Source organism: Desulfitobacterium hafniense DCB-2 (assembly GCF_000021925.1).
Classification (GTDB): domain Bacteria; phylum Bacillota; class Desulfitobacteriia; order Desulfitobacteriales; family Desulfitobacteriaceae; genus Desulfitobacterium; species Desulfitobacterium hafniense.
Map to the genome: position 1 here is coordinate 1,180,778 of NC_011830.1, position 16,196 is coordinate 1,196,973.

Sequence of the window (16,196 nt, forward strand, 5' to 3'; positions counted from 1 at the left end):
GTCATGGATAGAAAAAAGGAACTCAAAGAGCAATATAAGCAGATGAGACCTGATATGGGAATCGTAGGGGTTCGGTCTGGAAAAGAGGCCTGGTGTTATATCGAGGGAAGTCAAAATCTGCGGGCGGCCCTTAATGGGATACGGTTTAAGCTGGAGGCAGGGTTCTTTCCTTGTCGGGAGCTGATGAAGAAATGGCAGGAGCAAGGGGGAGAAAATTTTACCTTTGAAGTTCTTGAACAGCTTGAATATGATAAGGATGAGACCAAGACCGATTACACCGATGATCTTGTCCTCTTATTAATGGAGTGGGAAGAAAAATTATTGGACCAAGGGTTCACGGTAGCCAAACGGTAAACTATACATGAATAAGGAAAATAGGTTTACAATAAGATTAAGAATAGCTTGGCTATATCAGGCAGCATCGCGCTAAAGGCCAGGCTTTTCAAAATAGTGTGAAAAGGTAAGAGGTAACATGGGCAAAAGAACGATAGCAATATTCGTAATCATTATTGCCGCTTTGGTTTTAGGATTTCTCTTTTTATCCCAAAGGTTGAATCCCCAGGAGGGTAACCTTTCCATACCAGGTCAACACGATCAGCAGGGGAACAATAATCCGGCTGAACCCTCAGAAAAGCCCCCCGAGATTGACCCCCTGCAGGAACGGATCCAAGCTATGACCTTGGAAGAGAAGGTCGGGCAGCTGGTGATGGTGGGAGTGGACGGGTATGAAATAAACGCTAATGCTCAGCAGTTGATTGAAAATTATCATGTGGGCGGCTTTGTTCTCTTAAAGAAAAATGTCAGGGATAGCGGGCAGATGTTAAACCTGATCAACACCTTGAAAGAGACCAATGGAGTCAATAGAATTCCCTTATTCCTGGCCCTTGATGAAGAGGGGGGCAGGATATCCAGGATGCCTGCTGAATTCAAGAAGATGCCTTCCAGTCAGCAGGTCGGAGCCCAGAATAGTGGTGCTTTAGGGAAGAAGATGGGAGAAATCCTGGGCCGGGAAGTCAAGGGATTTGGGATGAATGTGAATTTCGCTCCGGTTCTCGATATTTTCAGCAACCCCAAGAATAAAGTGATCGGTGATCGTGCTTTCGGCAGCAACCCCGAGCTTGTCAGCAAAGTGGGAATTCAGACTATGAGGGGAATCCAGGAGCAGGGCATTATCTCTGTGGTTAAACATTTTCCCGGTCATGGGGATACTTCGGTGGATTCCCATGTGGGATTGCCCCGCGTTGATTATGATCTGGAACGATTAAGGAATTTTGAGCTGAGGCCATTTGCAGAAGCCATTGCCAATGATGTGGATGCCATTATGCTGGCCCACATCCTGCTGCCGAAGCTTGACCCGGATTATCCGGCATCCTTTTCAGAAGTTCTTATCCGCGATATCCTGCGCAAAGAGATGGACTATAACGGGGTCGTGATTACGGATGATATGACTATGGGGGCTATTGTGGAGAATTATAATATCGGTGAGGCCGCGGTGAAATCCATCCTGGCCGGCAGCGATATTGTCCTGGTCTGCCATGATTTCGCGAAAGAAGAGGCTGTTCTCAAGGAGATCCTTCATGCTGCAGAGACAGGGAAAATTCCCGTGGACCGGATCGATGAAAGTGTTTATCGTGTCTTAAAGCTGAAAGAGAAGTATGCTCTGGCCGACCGGCAGAAAGAATCGGTGGATGTACAAGGTATCAATGCCGAAATCGAGCAGTTTTATAAGGATTACCCGGCTTTAAAAGGGTAGTGTCTAAAGCGATAAGTATAAGCATACAGGTCATAACAGTTATAAAGGGAGCAAGCCTTGCCTATGTGCAAGTGCTTGCTCCCTTTGCGTGTTTTTGCAGGCTGCGGCTTCAGCGCTGAATCAGCGGGGGACATAGCCTGTGACGGTCCAAATACCTGTCTCATCCTGACGGATTAAGCGCTCCAGATAGACGGTTTTTACCGGACCTTCGGATACCTGAATGACGGCTTTTTGGCCATCATTATCAGTCAGCTGGAGGGCATTGTAGTCCAGAGGGGGTTCGCCGGTGATTCCTTCCGGGGAGATCTTCAGGGCGACGAAGGTAAAGGCCACTTGGCTGGGATCAAGCTGCCAGGGACTGCTTCCGGCATCTACTTGCTGTTGGCTGTTTTTTACCACTTCCCTGTCAATTTCCACAGGAATCACACCCTCTTGGGGAAGGGGGCCCACTTGCGGTGTAAAGTCAAGATTTGTGGAGAGCTGCTTTGCCAATTCTTCCGCACGTTCTCCTTGAACAAGGATTTCCAGATCAGCTTGCTGCCAGCGCAAGCTCTTGGGTAAGATTTCGAGAGGGCCATCTCCGGCTTTGCCCAGGGTGGCGAGGAGATCGGGGACGAAGGGTGTCGTGGCTTTTGTTTGCATGACGATGGTATCGCCAAAGTCAAAAACCAGACGATTTGCTGAAGCAAACATCCGCTGGGGAGTTTCAGCAAGCTGGACAGGAGTGATGCCGCTGGCAGTGAGGGCTTCTGCCAAAGATGCCATGACTTTATCCGGGTTATTGTCGATCACCTTATAATCTTGGGGGGGATGATAAGCAAAGATGTCAGTGGCCAGGAAGGTGTTGGTTTCGAGACTGACATAGGTGTAGGTGGTTTGCAGAGATTTTTGCATGGCGGTTTGCAGCTGTATGGGGAGATGGGTGTTTTGGTCAATCCATAACGAATAAGGGAGACCGCCGGGAGGTTGGATTTCAATACGGGTGGCAGCCCGTCCGGCGATAGTGTCGTCGCCAATGATTTGGTGGGGATAACGTAAAGCCTTAGCGGCTTCTTTTTGAAGATCAAAATCGTGGGGATCCAGGTAAACGGGGAGGAGGGTGATTTCTTTGGCAGCGGGGTTTGTGCTCCAACGGGTTTCCCCGTTGTTCACGGTAAGGAGTCCATCTTGTGTTTTTGTAGCATAGTTTTCACCGTCAGACCAGATTTCTGTGCGGATCAGAACTTGACGCTCACCGGCTTCATTGGTGCTGACCTTTTCCAGGACGCCATGATAGTTTTGCAGCTGCTTCACGGACTCCTCCATGGCCATGACGATAGTTTGCTTGGAGCCGGACCAGGGAGAGAAGAGGAGCAGGAAGACAAGGATGCTGGCGGCAAAGCCTGCCCAGGGGAAGAATTTTTTTGGCATTTTGAGAGAATTCCCTTCCTTTCTTAAAGTGTCTTTGGTGGCGGCGGGTATATTGGCGGTGGCGGGTGCATTGATAGTAGAGGGCGTTGCTGCCATGGGTTCAATTTTTTGCCAGAGGCTTGCCATGAATTCCTGGCTGGGTTCGGAAGCAAGAGTTTTAACCTTTTTGGCGAGTGAGTAGAGCCCCTGTTCATCTTCTGTGGTATCATAGTCCTCAGGAAAACCGTTTTCATTTAAAATATCGATATAATGGTCGAGAAGCTCTTCGGGTGTGGGATGGCCTTTAGGATGATCGGTATTCATCACAAGTCCCCTCCTTTCTGTTGATAAAGGTGGATGTAGGAGCGTAGGGTCTGTAAAGCTCTATACTGCAGCCCGCGAATGGAGCTTTCACTGCGTCCCATCAGGGTGGCGGTTTCCTTGCGGGAATAGCCCTGAATAATGCGGTACTCCAAAATCTGACGATAATCTGAGGGAAGCTGATTCATCAGTTCCTGAAGGGTGGCTCGGGTCAGCCACTCTTCTTCAGGGGAAGGATGCTCAGGCTCCGGGAGATGTTCAAGATGGCTTTGGGCTACTAATTTGTGGCGGTAGCGATCGGTCATCAGATTGCGGGCAATCTGCTTGAGATAGGGATAAGGCGGGAGAGCGTCCGGAGCTTGCTTAAGACAGCGTAAGTAGGTTTCCTGAGTAATGTCTTCTGTTTCTTCTTTATTTTGTAGTTGGGAGTAAATAAAGCGATACAGCTTGGTTACGGTTTCTTGATACCAGGTCTCCATAGTGGAGGCCGGGGGGCCAATTTTGGATTCCACATGTTCACCTCCTCAATAACTTAAACGAGACGGGAAAGGAAAAGGTCACGTTTGGTTAAAACTTTTTTTGTTTTCCCGACGTCTGTATAGTAGAGAGAGAAAAAACCTTCTCAGATGAAGTGCACTTCAAAAGGAGTCAGGTATGTTTGATCAGAAAAAGCTAACAAGGGAGATTGAGAGCTATCTCATCGCGAATCAAGAATCTATTTATAGGCTTGCCTACAGTTATGTTAAACATCCGGAGGACGCTCTGGATGTAGTTCAGGAGTCGATCATAAAAGCTATTTCCTCAGTGAGCACCTTAAGGGACTCTCAAGGCATGAAGTCCTGGGTGTATCGCATTGTCGTCAATACAGCTCTCGATTTCCTGCGTAAGCAAAAACGCTTGGTTGTAGTGGATTCTGAAACAATCAGTACATATATCGATGAACCGGCTGCCGGCTATGAGGAAGGCTCCGATCTGGATTTGGCTTCCGCTCTGGAGCAATTATCTCCTGCTGAGCGCGGCCGCATCATTCTTCGGTATTATGAGGATCTCAAAATTGAGGAAGTAGCTTTGGTTTTAAAGGAAAATGTGAACACCACAAAGTCCCGTCTCTATGCTACCCTCAAAAAACTTCGCGTGCAAATGGAAGAACCTATGGAGGAGATCAAACATGGATAAACAGCTTTCTCAACTAAAAGATGAGTATCATAATACATCAATCCCCAAGGAGCTGGAACAGGTTGTTCAAAAAGCTATTGAGGATGGTAAGAAAAAGCAGCAAAGGAGTCGATTGATGATGGGTCGCAAGATTGTCGCAACAGCCGCCGCCGCGGTCGTGCTTTTAATAGGAGGAATTAACGTAAGTCCCACCATGGCCAGTGTTATAGCCGATGTACCGGGAATGAAAACTATAGTTCAGGTGCTTACTTTTCGGGATTATCAGTATGATGATGGATGGCACCAAGCCAATATCGAAGTCCCCGCCATCAGCGGGTTGGAGGAAAGCGGACTGGGCCAGGCTTTAAACCAGAAGTATTTAGAGGAAAACAAAAAACTCTATGAAGACTTTATGGCTGATGTGGAAGAAATGAAAGCTCTGGGCGATGGACACATGGGAGTTGACAGCGGCTATGAAATCAAGACAGATAATGAGCGGTTATTAGCCATTGGGCGTTATGTGGTTAACACTGTAGGATCCTCCTCTACTGTATTTAAGTATGACACCATTGACAAGGTGGATCAGGTCCTGATTACCCTGCCCAGCTTATTTAAAGATGACAGCTATGTTCAAGTGATCAGTGATTATATCGTGAATGAGATGAAGGCGAAGATGAAAGCCGACTCCAACTTAATATATTGGGTTGTTACGGATGAGAATAAGGACGAGGTAAACTATTTTGAGCCCTTCACCCAGATTAAGCCGGAGCAAAGCTTCTATATCAACTCCGATTACAAACTGGTGATTTCTTTCGATAAGTATGAAGTAGGCCCTGGAGTTATGGGAATGCAGGAGTTCGTCATCCCCACCGAGGTCATAGCTGATCGGCTGGTCAGTGATGAATATGTTAGACCCTAACCAGGATAACTCAAGCTTCTGTTAGAATGATGAATAATCAGGTGAATAGTTAAAGGTAAAGAGAAACCCGGCCAATAAAGTTTGGCTGAGTTTCTCTTTCTGTATAGGTGGAGTGATTTATAGTAGTATGATAAAAAAATACGCACGGGGCTTGTATTGTTTAAGGACTACAAGGTGGAGGGCTGTTATGATCGTTCTGGAGAATGTAGGTAAGGAATTTGATACAGAGTTCTCATTGCAGAATATAACCCTTAAGGTTAATCGCGGCGAAAAGATTCTTGTTTCCGGCCCTAACGGAGCAGGGAAGACCACTTTTCTAAAATACTCTCCTGCCTGATCGCTCACCTTTCCTTTCATCTTATTGTTTTTTAACTTCCCCATGGCCATGATCCAGATCTTAGTGCCAGCACTGTTGGCCTCGGTAGGTTTTGTGGCCATTGGTTTATTGGTCTCTTTATTTTCTCTTAAAAGTCAGGGGCGGGAGTTATTGGCCAATGTTGTCTCACTCCCCTTATTCCTGCCGGCCCTGTTCATAGGTCTCAGCATGACGGTGGATATAGCCAAGGGAATGAGCCTGCCCGAGGTGTGGCGGCAAGTCCTTTTTCTGTTCCTCTATGATGTTTTCTTTTTAGCTGCCGCCTATCTGAGGTTTGATGCCAATTATATGGAGTAGAATGCTCATCGGCAGTCTAGCTGTACTATATGGTTTGCAACAAAATCACGAATCGCGCTTAACGCTAAAGAATCTGCGGGAAGTTCAGTCAATGGCTGACCGATTAAATCGTAGTGAACAATGGACTGATCTTGGGGAACCATGCCAAATACTTCTATGCCGATTCGCTCAGCCGCCTGGGTCAATAATAGTTCATTATTAATGACTCTGTTAAACACCACACCCAGCTGGGTGCAGTCTATAACATGGTCTTCGGTCACCATCTTTGTAATGTGTTCAACGGTTTGTAATCCTCGCGTTGAGGTATCGCTAAGAATAATCAATAGATCGACCATATTCATGACTTGACGGTTCATTTGCTCCAGTCCTGCTTCTCCATCTATAACAATCGTGTCAAATCTTTCGGAGAGGATACGGATGGATTTTTTCAAAAGATCATTCACGGAACAAAAACACCCTTGGCTATCCGTTCTGCCCATAGCCAAAAATGCATAGTCGTCGGATTCATATAGGGTTTCCAGCACCAGATAATCCAGTCTGCTGGAGAGATCCACCCGATCCTCCCCGATCCCGGCACGAGCGGTGTTAATGATCAAGTCACGGACATGACCGATTGTTTTTTCAACTTGGATTCCCAGCGTATTGGGCAAGCCCATCGCCGGATCCGCGTCAATGACAAGCAAATCCCCAGCCTTTTGACTCTCCAGAAGACTTCGCGTTAACATTGCTGTAAAAGCCGTTTTACCCACGCCGCCCTTACCGCATACGGCGATCACTCTTTTATGCCTATTGGCTCTGATCATTTGTTTTCCCTCATTTCATTAACTCTAACACTCGTGTCAACCGAGAAACGGTCAACTTCTTTATCTGTTTTATTCCACCTTTGCCAGATGAACCAGCAGTTCGGATGAAGACACGATCTCCTGTAGAGAAGAGGTAATTTCTTGTGTTGCTGCCGCCTGATTTTGCCCTGACATACTTATCTCATTGATTTGCTTTGCTATTTCATCTTCGGCAGTTTTTATCTTCGATAAGGTATTGGATACTTTTTGCGAAGCTTCACCGCTATTCTGAGCCAGCTTTCTCATTTCGTCAGCAACAACGGAAAAACCCCTGCCTGATCCTCCAGCCCTTGCTGCCTCAATTGCTGCATTTAAGGCAAGCAAATTGGATTGACTGGAAATATTTTTGATTGAGGTAACAATTATATCGGTCTCTTTAATTTTATGATAATTCTCTTCACTAAGTTTTGTAACGTTCTCAATTAAATGTGCCAATTTTTGTGAGCCAACGGCAATTTCCTCAACGCTTGCACTTGTCTGCTGCAAAGAAGCGAAAATGTTCTGCGCTACTTCATCGATTTGAGCCTGATGCTCAAAATTTCTTGCCACCGTCACTGCGCCGATAATTTGCCCCATTTCATCGCGGATCGGGAAGCCCCCACCTTTGATCGTAATTCCAAAAAACTCTTTGGGGACAATCGAGTAAAACTCTTTTCCGGAATTAATCACTTCCAATACAGGATCACCTGGTTGTATCTCATCTCCCACCTTGATATTCATAGCAAAGGTCTCTGCCGGATAATACGCAATAAACTTCGTCCTGTCCGTAATGGCCAAGGCAATATCTTCATGGATAATGTGTCTGGTTAAAGGAAGTACCTCCATAAGAGAAGTAATTATTGACATGTTAAATCTCCATCCTCCGCTAAGTGCTAACGGTAAGGTTCAGGAAGCTATGAGCAGCAGGCCGCCGGATAATTGCAGTTCGCTTAATGCTGCTCAATTCATGGTTTCCTTATCGACCGGCACCGATTTTCCGGATAGTATCGCATACCGTTTTGTCTTCACAGGCACCGCAGTGTCCACCGGGTACACATTTGTAGATATCCACGCCCTTTTCCCGCCAGATTCTTTCCTTAATCCGGCGGCCTATTTCTCCCACTTCTTTACTGATCTGATTCAATTCCTCGATATCTTCTTTGGTTGTGGTCACGAATACGATCTCTACGGCTTTAACCTTGGGTAAGATCTGCTTAATATGCCAATTAAGCACTGAACCCAACACATGGAAATTAAAGCCGTTCTTTGCCGCATCTTTGCTGATTCTGCACCATATACTTTCGGCTGTGCTTCGGATCATATACCCTTCGATCATCTCGGAGACGTTGAGGTTCTGCAGCAGGTAATAATAGTCTTCTTCGGTCAGGTGTTCACCACCGACCATAATGACTTGACCGAAAGGAAGCTTTTTAGGAGTATATTCAGTAATATCCGAACCCATTAAGGTGATCCACCCGTCCGTGATTTGATGGGGGCTATTCGTATAGAGAGTCATCGAGCATGAGCCTGCCTCCGGGCTGCCCAGCTCTACAAGCACATCGTTTTTTAAAACGATACTTGAGCCGGTTTTACGTCCTTGCCCGGGAACTAGCCATGGGTTTATTGCAGCGACGTCCTGAAAACAGGATAGGGTCCAATAATTATCAACTTTTTGGGTTAAAGCATTCTTATATTGATTTAACTTGCCGAAATATTGACTGAAAACGGCCATGCTCGTCCCCTCCTCCTTCGCTTCTTAGAGCCATGGAACTCCTATGGTTTGATTAGCCTTTTCTCTGCTCTGTCTCTTGCCAGGAGAGCAGCCCCTAAGGCGCCGGCGATTTGAGGATTAAAGGTCAGCTGATGAATACTTACCCCCAGCTGCTTCTCCAGACTTTTTGTCAACGCTTCATTCCGGGCGCAGCCACCTGTGATGACTACATCCGTTTTAATCCCAATTTTGTAGGTCATGGCATGAATTCTGCGGGCAATGGAGTCATGAATTCCGGCGGCGATATCTTCTGCCTTGACCCCATTATTGATCATGGTGACCACTTCTGATTCGGCAAATACGCTGCATTGCTTCGTAATATTAGCTGGGTTAGCTGAATTTAAAGCGAGGGTTGACAGTTCGCTCATGGTGCAATCCAGAACTCTGGCCATCGCCTCAAAGAATCTCCCGGTTCCGGCAGCACATTTATCGTTCATTCCGAACTCAAGTACCTTTCCTGCCTCATCTAAGGCAATGACTTTACAGTCCTGACCACCGATGTCTACAACCGTCCTTACGTTTGGATGCATCCAATGGGCTCCGCGGGCGTGGCAGGTGATCTCCGACATATTATCCTGAATGAAGGAGACTCCTGTCCTTCCATATCCGGTTCCCACCACATAGTGGATCTCCGACTTTACCAGGCCTGCTTTGTCCAGAGCTTCCTCCAGTACCTGCTGAGCCGTTATTTCCGGATTTCTGGCCGATTTAACAACAGCCCAGGATAAAATCTTATCCCCTTTTAATAGGACAGCTTTACCGGTCGCTGAGCCTAAATCACATCCACATACAATCATAATTTAATACTCCCTAATACAATTTAATGAGCGGCAGATTGAATCCTTTGGGCTCAGTTTGCCGCTCATCGTCTTTGTTCCTCAATAGAAATTATTATGATGACATGATCTTTCTATATAAGAGTTTATGTACTGCTATTCTTGCTCCAGCCCGTTGCTTCAAAGAACTCGGACATCTGCTGCTTTACTTTATCCAAGGGTGTATACCGCTCATCAAAAAGGCTGGTGGTAAGACAGAGGAGGGGAACGTTGAGGCTACGGCAGAGTTCCTGCATAAAGTGAACACTTCCGGATACATCCTTGTGTCCCATGTGTCCCGGCCAAAAGACGCAATTGATAGTGTAATCTTTAATAATCCTTGTCATATCTTCGATCATAACCTCAACGGTACCACGTCCTTGCCTGATCATGGGTACTTCGTGCAAGGCCCTCCGGGCAAGTCCGTACAACATGGTATCTTCCGAGGTGGTATCAATATGGGTATACGGGGAATAGCCCTGATAGTCCATCACCACATTGGCTCCCCATTCTTCGGCCAGCCATGGCGCAAGCAGATCACCCCACTGAGGTGCCAAGTCCGCCCAGAGAATGCGGATTTGTTCGTTAGGAACGGCTCCTATACCAGCTTTAACTTTCGCTTCCGCATCCATAATCATCATCCGAATTAATTCCGTGGCTCGGGGATCTCCGCTGGAAATGAATTGTGTTAGAGTCCAGAGCGGAACGGAACCTTGGAAAGAACCGTGGGGACAAGGAGTCACTCGTCTCAGTTCGTTATACTCCGCCCATAGTTCATATTGAGTGTTGGTCTCTGCCACGACTTTCCTAAGCTTATCCACGTCATACTTTTGCCCGGTAATCTCTACCAAGAAATGAATCAAGCGCTTTAGCTCGCCGGCAAAATACATAAAATCTTCGTCTGTTGACCCATAAGCCGGATCTAAACCAAATGTTGGTACACCACCCCAATGCTCGCTGCTTTGGTAGTACTGATGCAGCATCAATTCCGCATCACAAGGTTCCAGCATGGAAATGATGGCTGTAGGCCTGGGAAGGAGTTTGTTTTCTATAGCATAAGCTCCAAAACGGATCAGGGAGCAGATGTCATCAGGCAGAGAAATTTTGTCTGCTTCTTTAACATCGTACAAGTCGGTAAAATATTCGTGCAATAAGATATCAAATACCGGAACGATGAAGTGGATGTCCATAGCTGTGAGGATTTCTGGAGCGTTCCCGTACCAAGTGGATACAAAAGGTTTGCCGTTTTCAGCACAATCAATGGTTCGTTCATTGGTTTCCATAATCAAGCGTAAAAGGCCTTCCAGGACAGGATTCCGTTGTTCCGCCGGAGCCTGTTCCATCATGCCTAAAATCCCGTTTATGCGCTCCTTGTATTCATAGGTACGCTCCACACCTGTTTTCGCTGCGTTCGTCATGCTCATACCTCCCCCAGTGTCTCAACAAAGGCTTGAACTCTTGTTTTAAGTTGTCCGGCATTGGTTAGGGCATATTCTGTTTCTAACTTGAGATAAGGTAATTTTTCGGTTCTTAAAATCTCGGCGATATCATTTTGTTCAAAGCCCCATATATCGCAGAGGAGAAAGCGCAGGGAGATGACTCCGTCCACCTGATACTCCCTGGCAGTCTTCCTGATGAAGTCAAACCGCTCCTGGAATGTTCCGTACAGACGGGGACAGGGCGGTTTATCCTCCATGTGATACCGGGCAAGGGCGGTCAATCCATCTTCCGTTTCGGAGACATCGCAAGCGATTTCCCTGGCACCCAAAGCCATCGTATCACTCACCACCATTCCGCCTTGGCTTTCCAGAATTTTCAGCAGCTCGGGATTATCCAGTTCTCCACCAATCAGCATTAAGCGGGCATTGGGCTTCTTGCCCTCACTTATGCTTAGTTCATCGATCAACTCTGCCAGCAACCGGTTGTAGCGGGCCACCGGCATGACGGTTCCAGCGATCATAACGGTCAGGGTCTCTGCACCGCTTAGGGGAGGATTTTCTCTTTTCTTTAACTCGTAGAGCCGACGCTGGAGCTGCCGTTTTTTATTGTGCAGCCTAATAGCCTCTTTCAGCTTGTCCTCGCTGATGACAAGATTAAACCGCTTTTCGATGCTTGCTTTTAAAGACACGAGCTCTTCACGATACCGTTCTGTTTGTTCTTTTCCTACTTTTTTGGGAAGAACAAGAAAATGGAAGCAAGGATTGTTTTCGAGAGACTGCCAATTATCAGAAATCCGTCGGATATGATCACAACCGTTGAAGTTGATGACTCCATCGAGGAAATCACATTCACCTTTTAATACGAGTTCAAAGGTGTCACGGACCAGGGAACAAACGTTATGGGTGAAATATTTGTCCGCCATGGCAGCTCCAGGGCTGCCAATTCCTCGGATCTTGTAGGGTAACAAACCTGCGGCAGTGATCAGCTCTTCCGGAATATAAGAATAAAAATAGCCTACCACTTTACCACCTTGTTGCTTCCACCCTTGGACTTCCGGATTGTTCAAGGTACTTACAGCTTGCTTAAAGATCTCCATAGCATTGGTCTTTAGTGTATTCAAAAAATCACTCCCTTTTTACAGAAATTATTTATTTGCTACGAAAAAGAGTTTAAGTGTTGTTTAAGATATACTGACAAGACATTACTCAGACGATCTTGGGTACTTGGTTGTGTAATCGATGGCACGCAATATGTTAAGAAGTGGCCATGTTGCTTTGATCGGGCACGGCATGACCACTTCTTTTTAAAGGACTAGGGTGACTTATTTTGCTTTAATCAAAGCATCATTTACAGCTTCCTTGATGGCAGCAGAGGAAACCGATGCTCCGGAAATCCCATCAACTTCTGTGGACTGGGCTTCGACAATTTTTCCGGGGAGTTGGTCCACGGCCAGTGTCCCAATACCCTCCGTTTCACCATGGGAAGTAACTTTGACATTGGCGATCTTGCCGCCGGCTATTTCCACGGCAACGGCAATCTCCCCACCGATTCCATTTGGACTGATCCCCTCATAGGTACCATCTTGATAGCCGCTTTTTTTACTGCTATCAGCACCACTCTCTGCACTGCACCCGACTACGGATATCAGACAAGCAACGCTCAAAATCATTGCGACAATTTTATTTATGGCTATTTTTTTCATTTTCTGATTTTACCTCCTTTAATTTTATAGTTTCTGATTATCGGATTAACTTTCGTAAATGGACCCGGTTATGGCATGTAAAGCCGCCAAGCGGGCAAAGCAGGTGGTTCTTCCATGAGCTAGTCCACCATAGTATTGAGGATAGGTATTCGCAAAGAAGCCGCCACTGTCGTTCCCGGTTACATACAAACCCTGGATGGGATCACCGTTTTCATTGATGGCTTGGATATTGGTATTAATTCTAACGCCATTAAAGGTGCACAATAACCAGTTCCCCAGAGCAATACCATAAAAGGGACCTTGGGCGACAGGACGTAGACTTCCCGGATCTTTGCCGAAGTCAGCATCAAAGCCCTTCGCCGCATTCTCATTATAGCGTTTCACGGTAGCGGCCAAAGCGTCGGCCGGAAGGCCCAATTGCTTAGCCAGGTCTTCCAGGGTATCGGCCTTTTTCAGCTTACCGCTTTTGAGAGCCGGTTCCATGTAAGCCTTATCAAATTCTTCTTTTGTCTGGCATGGGAAGACACCCGGCAGTACCTCGGAATTACGGGCACCCGGAGCGGCGACTACCCGTGAACAAATGGTCGTATGGAAGGCATTGACGTCTTCCCAATAATTGCTGTCGAAGATCTGGAACCAGATTTGCTTGGGTTGTTTGCTGGCGCCATGGATTTTAGAATCATACGGTGCCTTTTCATTCATAAAGCGCTCGCCGTGGGTATTGACCGCCAGCCAGGGCTGGCTTCCCGGCCACCACATATCATCCAGACCGGAAGTATAAGGTTCCCCAGTATGATGGTCCAAATCCACAGCGGCTCGGTCAAAGGCAACTCCGCCGCCATGATTGCGATCAATGGCAGCTCCGGCCCACATAGCCATCTTAATGCCATCGCCGTTATGTCCGGCACCGCCCAGATTATTGACAACGTTATCTTTGCAGCGATAGCGAAGGGCATCCATCATCTCCGTATTCCCAGAGTATCCGCCTGTGGAGATAATCACTCCTTTAGCCGCATTGATCTGGATATAGGCGTTATCCTTTTTACGCTGAACAATAATACCATTTACCTTTCCGCTGCTGTCCTGAAGCAGTTGCAGGGCGGTATGCTCGAAAAATTTCTGAACGCCCATTTCTGTGGCGATTTCCACCCAGATGGGATTGGCAACTTCGGACCCCATCTTTTTAGGCCCCATTTCCACCCACTCGCCTTTGTAAGCACAATGCTCGCCGCGGTTATTTGTCCTGTACATATCGCTTTTGTACATATCGGTCTCAACGTGCATGCTCACACCCTTGGCAGCCATCTTTTTCGAAAACCAGTCCATGGTCCTCCCTGAGTTGTCTGCCCATAACTTAATTAAACGTTGATCCACTTCATAACTTGCATAACGGCAAATATCGTTGACAATCTCATTCTTTTCTGCTTCAGTAAAGGTTATGCCGTATTTTTCCTTACCGACTTTGGAGTTCAGGGCATGAATTTCACCGGCCCACATAATAGGTCCTGCATTTTGCTCGACCCAAGCGACCTTAGCGCCCAGATCAGCGGCACTGACGGCGGCGATGCAACCGCCGTTCCCTGCACCGACAACCACTACATCCACATCAAATTTTTCTTTAATATCCGTAATGGATGCCGGCTTTTTGAAATACGCTTCATCATACCATTTGGTGCTCTTGGTGGGAGTACCGGTACTGGCACTATCAGCTGGAGCAACGGGGTCAGAATTTCCCGTGCCGACACTGGCACTGGAGCAGCCGGTGAGAATGCCTGTTAAGGCTACCCCTGCAGCGGTAGCTGTTGCACCTTTGAGAAAGTCTCTCCTTGTAAAATGACTCATTGAATAAGCGCCTCCTTAAATCTTTTTTCACAACCTTCTTTATTAATCTATCATATTTCAGAGGAGCAGGGTCTGTCCCATAAGTTATATTGATATAAGTTAAGGTTATAACAATATGTATAGCTAAGGACCTTTTCAACCTTCTCCTGTGAAGAAATTTGAGCCAGGATGCAAGTATCGGTATTCACTTCATGTGAGGGGCCATTCGTGCTGCTTGCAGAAGTCTTTAAATAAATGGAGGGCAGGCTTTTCGTTGTTGATATGCCAGGCTAAGACAAAGTCCATGGGAATTTTATCGCTATCAATATCCACATAAGTAACAGACTGATGACCGGCAATTTTAAATGACCTTGGAATAGGCGCAACTCCCATACCTGCCGAAGCCATGGCGATGGTCGTTTCATAGAAATCAGCTAATTTGGCGTTTTCCATATCAAATCCGGCTTTGCCCAGGCATTCAATAATGTATTTTAAACTTCTTGCCGCACCTTTGTTATTGGTCATGATAATTTTTTCGTTTTTAACAAGCTCAGGTTTGATCTGGTCGTATTGAGCTAAAGGGCTGGACTTTGAAACGGCCAATGCCGCAAAATCGCGAAACAAGAAAATGCTGTCAAGTATGGTAACGTCAAGAATTTCCGACCGTTCGCTGAAGACAACGTCCAATTTGCCATTGATCAGATCAAGGATCAACGGCCCCCAGTCTCCCACGACCACATCAATTTCAATATGTGGGTGTCTCTTATGGAATTCTTGAACCACATCGTTCATTTTTGCCCACTCCGTGGGGCCATGATAACCAATGGACAGATGATTATATTCCGATATGCCGATTTTTTTGGCTTCAATTTTTGTATTCTCATAACAATCGAGAATATAGGCAAAGTTCTTTTGGACGGACTTTCCTGCTGAAGTCAACTCCACTTTATGGCGAGTCCGATTGAATAATTTAACCCCAAAATCTTCTTCAAGCGCACTGATTTTCTTGCTCATTGCCGGTTGGGTAATGAACATTTCTTTTGCGGCGAGGGACAGGTTTAAGTTTTTAGCAACACTTAAAAAGCATTGTACATCAAAAAAATCCATAGTCTCACCTACATATTTATAGTATCTGCCATTGGACCTTCCCCTGTTTTGCTGTATCTAAAAAGTGTGCAAATAGGGATAATCTATTTCGCACTCAGCCAGTTTTTTTATAGTTTATCTAACAGCGCTTCAATCTGATCTTCCGTTTTCTGTTTATCCATTTGAAATACAATGACCACAATGCTCACATGAATAGTTGTGGACGATACTTCCCTGCTGCTTACTTCACCGCCAGTAGTTGATAATACGAAAGCGGGGCCGCTGACCTCAATGGAGGCTTTAATGTGACCGATAATACCATCCCGTTTTTCTACCCACTCTGCGAACATGCCCATTTCATCACGGAGCTTTTTTTTAACAACCTCTAAATCTCCGATAATATTTCTGTTTCCCGAACACACTAACGCATCATTATGTCGATGCGACTCTATGTTATCACTTCGTTGTTCTGTTTGGTGGTGCTGGTGGTCATGACAGCATTCTTCAGTTTCGTTGCCATTCATTTTCAT

Annotated in this window: 18 protein-coding genes; 6 read left to right on the plus strand and 12 right to left on the minus strand. The window is 46.3% G+C overall.

What is annotated here, in order from left to right; genetic code table 11:
* The first annotated feature begins 3 nt into the window (after positions 1-3).
* Both DHAF_RS05455 and nagZ read left to right on the plus strand, forming a co-directional pair.
* Positions 4-354, plus strand: a complete 351-nt coding sequence (locus DHAF_RS05455) for a GIY-YIG nuclease family protein (RefSeq protein WP_005813604.1) — start codon at positions 4-6, stop codon at positions 352-354.
* Between the two features lie 118 nt (positions 355-472).
* On the plus strand, positions 473-1,753 hold the full coding sequence (gene nagZ / locus DHAF_RS05460; RefSeq protein WP_015943190.1) for a beta-N-acetylhexosaminidase: 1,281 nt from the start codon (positions 473-475) through the stop codon (positions 1,751-1,753).
* Between the two features lie 120 nt (positions 1,754-1,873).
* Here the strand turns inward: nagZ and DHAF_RS05465 are convergent, their stop codons facing one another.
* Together DHAF_RS05465 and DHAF_RS05470 are read right to left on the minus strand one after the other, a co-directional pair.
* Positions 1,874-3,466: a LolA family protein gene (locus DHAF_RS05465; RefSeq protein WP_015943191.1), complete on the minus strand. Its 1,593-nt coding sequence runs from the start codon at positions 3,464-3,466 to the stop codon at positions 1,874-1,876.
* Positions 3,466-3,975 (minus strand): RNA polymerase sigma factor, encoded by a 510-nt coding sequence (locus DHAF_RS05470; protein ID WP_011461696.1) that lies wholly within the window; start codon positions 3,973-3,975, stop codon positions 3,466-3,468. Before DHAF_RS05470 ends, DHAF_RS05465 begins: the two co-directional genes overlap by 1 nt.
* A 142-nt stretch (positions 3,976-4,117) precedes the next feature.
* On the opposite strand from DHAF_RS05470, the gene DHAF_RS05475 reads away from it, so the two are divergent.
* The 4 genes from DHAF_RS05475 (at position 4,118) to DHAF_RS05490 (ending at position 6,210) form a co-directional block, all read left to right on the plus strand.
* Complete coding sequence (locus DHAF_RS05475; protein ID WP_015943192.1) at positions 4,118-4,639, plus strand: RNA polymerase sigma factor; 522 nt, start codon at positions 4,118-4,120, stop codon at positions 4,637-4,639.
* Positions 4,632-5,537: an anti-sigma-V factor RsiV gene (rsiV, locus tag DHAF_RS05480; protein ID WP_015943193.1), complete on the plus strand. Its 906-nt coding sequence runs from the start codon at positions 4,632-4,634 to the stop codon at positions 5,535-5,537. Before DHAF_RS05475 ends, rsiV begins: the two co-directional genes overlap by 8 nt.
* A 187-nt stretch (positions 5,538-5,724) precedes the next feature.
* Positions 5,725-5,874 carry an ATP-binding cassette domain-containing protein gene (locus DHAF_RS05485; protein ID WP_015943194.1) on the plus strand — a complete coding sequence of 50 codons (150 nt, stop codon included), beginning with the start codon at positions 5,725-5,727 and terminating at the stop codon, positions 5,872-5,874.
* A 63-nt stretch (positions 5,875-5,937) separates the two neighbouring features.
* Entirely contained in the window at positions 5,938-6,210 is a 273-nt protein-coding gene (locus DHAF_RS05490) for a heme ABC transporter permease (protein ID WP_242659939.1), read from the plus strand.
* 5 nt (positions 6,211-6,215) lie between these two features.
* On the opposite strand, the gene DHAF_RS05495 is transcribed toward DHAF_RS05490, so the two are convergent.
* The 10 genes from DHAF_RS05495 to DHAF_RS05540 form a co-directional block, all read right to left on the minus strand.
* Positions 6,216-7,013 (minus strand): ATP-binding protein, encoded by a 798-nt coding sequence (locus DHAF_RS05495; protein WP_015943196.1) that lies wholly within the window; start codon positions 7,011-7,013, stop codon positions 6,216-6,218.
* A gap of 69 nt (positions 7,014-7,082) precedes the next feature.
* Entirely contained in the window at positions 7,083-7,898 is an 816-nt protein-coding gene (locus tag DHAF_RS26555; RefSeq protein ID WP_015943197.1) for a methyl-accepting chemotaxis protein, read from the minus strand.
* Positions 7,899-8,007: 109 nt separating this feature from the next.
* A complete protein-coding gene (locus DHAF_RS05505; protein WP_015943198.1) occupies positions 8,008-8,763 on the minus strand; it encodes a hypothetical protein in 756 nt (251 codons plus the stop codon).
* A gap of 41 nt (positions 8,764-8,804) precedes the next feature.
* Entirely contained in the window at positions 8,805-9,599 is a 795-nt protein-coding gene (locus DHAF_RS05510; protein ID WP_015943199.1) for an acyl-CoA dehydratase activase, read from the minus strand.
* Positions 9,600-9,724: 125 nt separating this feature from the next.
* On the minus strand, positions 9,725-11,035 hold the full coding sequence (locus DHAF_RS05515; protein ID WP_015943200.1) for a 2-hydroxyacyl-CoA dehydratase family protein: 1,311 nt from the start codon (positions 11,033-11,035) through the stop codon (positions 9,725-9,727).
* 2 nt (positions 11,036-11,037) lie between these two features.
* Positions 11,038-12,177, minus strand: a complete 1,140-nt coding sequence (locus DHAF_RS05520) for a 2-hydroxyacyl-CoA dehydratase subunit D (protein WP_015943201.1) — start codon at positions 12,175-12,177, stop codon at positions 11,038-11,040.
* A gap of 201 nt (positions 12,178-12,378) precedes the next feature.
* Complete coding sequence (locus tag DHAF_RS05525; protein ID WP_015943202.1) at positions 12,379-12,759, minus strand: FMN-binding protein; 381 nt, start codon at positions 12,757-12,759, stop codon at positions 12,379-12,381.
* 45 nt (positions 12,760-12,804) lie between these two features.
* Complete coding sequence (locus DHAF_RS05530; protein ID WP_015943203.1) at positions 12,805-14,601, minus strand: FAD-dependent oxidoreductase; 1,797 nt, start codon at positions 14,599-14,601, stop codon at positions 12,805-12,807.
* Positions 14,602-14,790: 189 nt separating this feature from the next.
* Positions 14,791-15,687 (minus strand): LysR family transcriptional regulator, encoded by an 897-nt coding sequence (locus DHAF_RS05535; protein WP_015943204.1) that lies wholly within the window; start codon positions 15,685-15,687, stop codon positions 14,791-14,793.
* Between the two features lie 107 nt (positions 15,688-15,794).
* Positions 15,795-16,196 carry a hypothetical protein gene (locus tag DHAF_RS05540; protein ID WP_015943205.1) on the minus strand — a complete coding sequence of 134 codons (402 nt, stop codon included), beginning with the start codon at positions 16,194-16,196 and terminating at the stop codon, positions 15,795-15,797.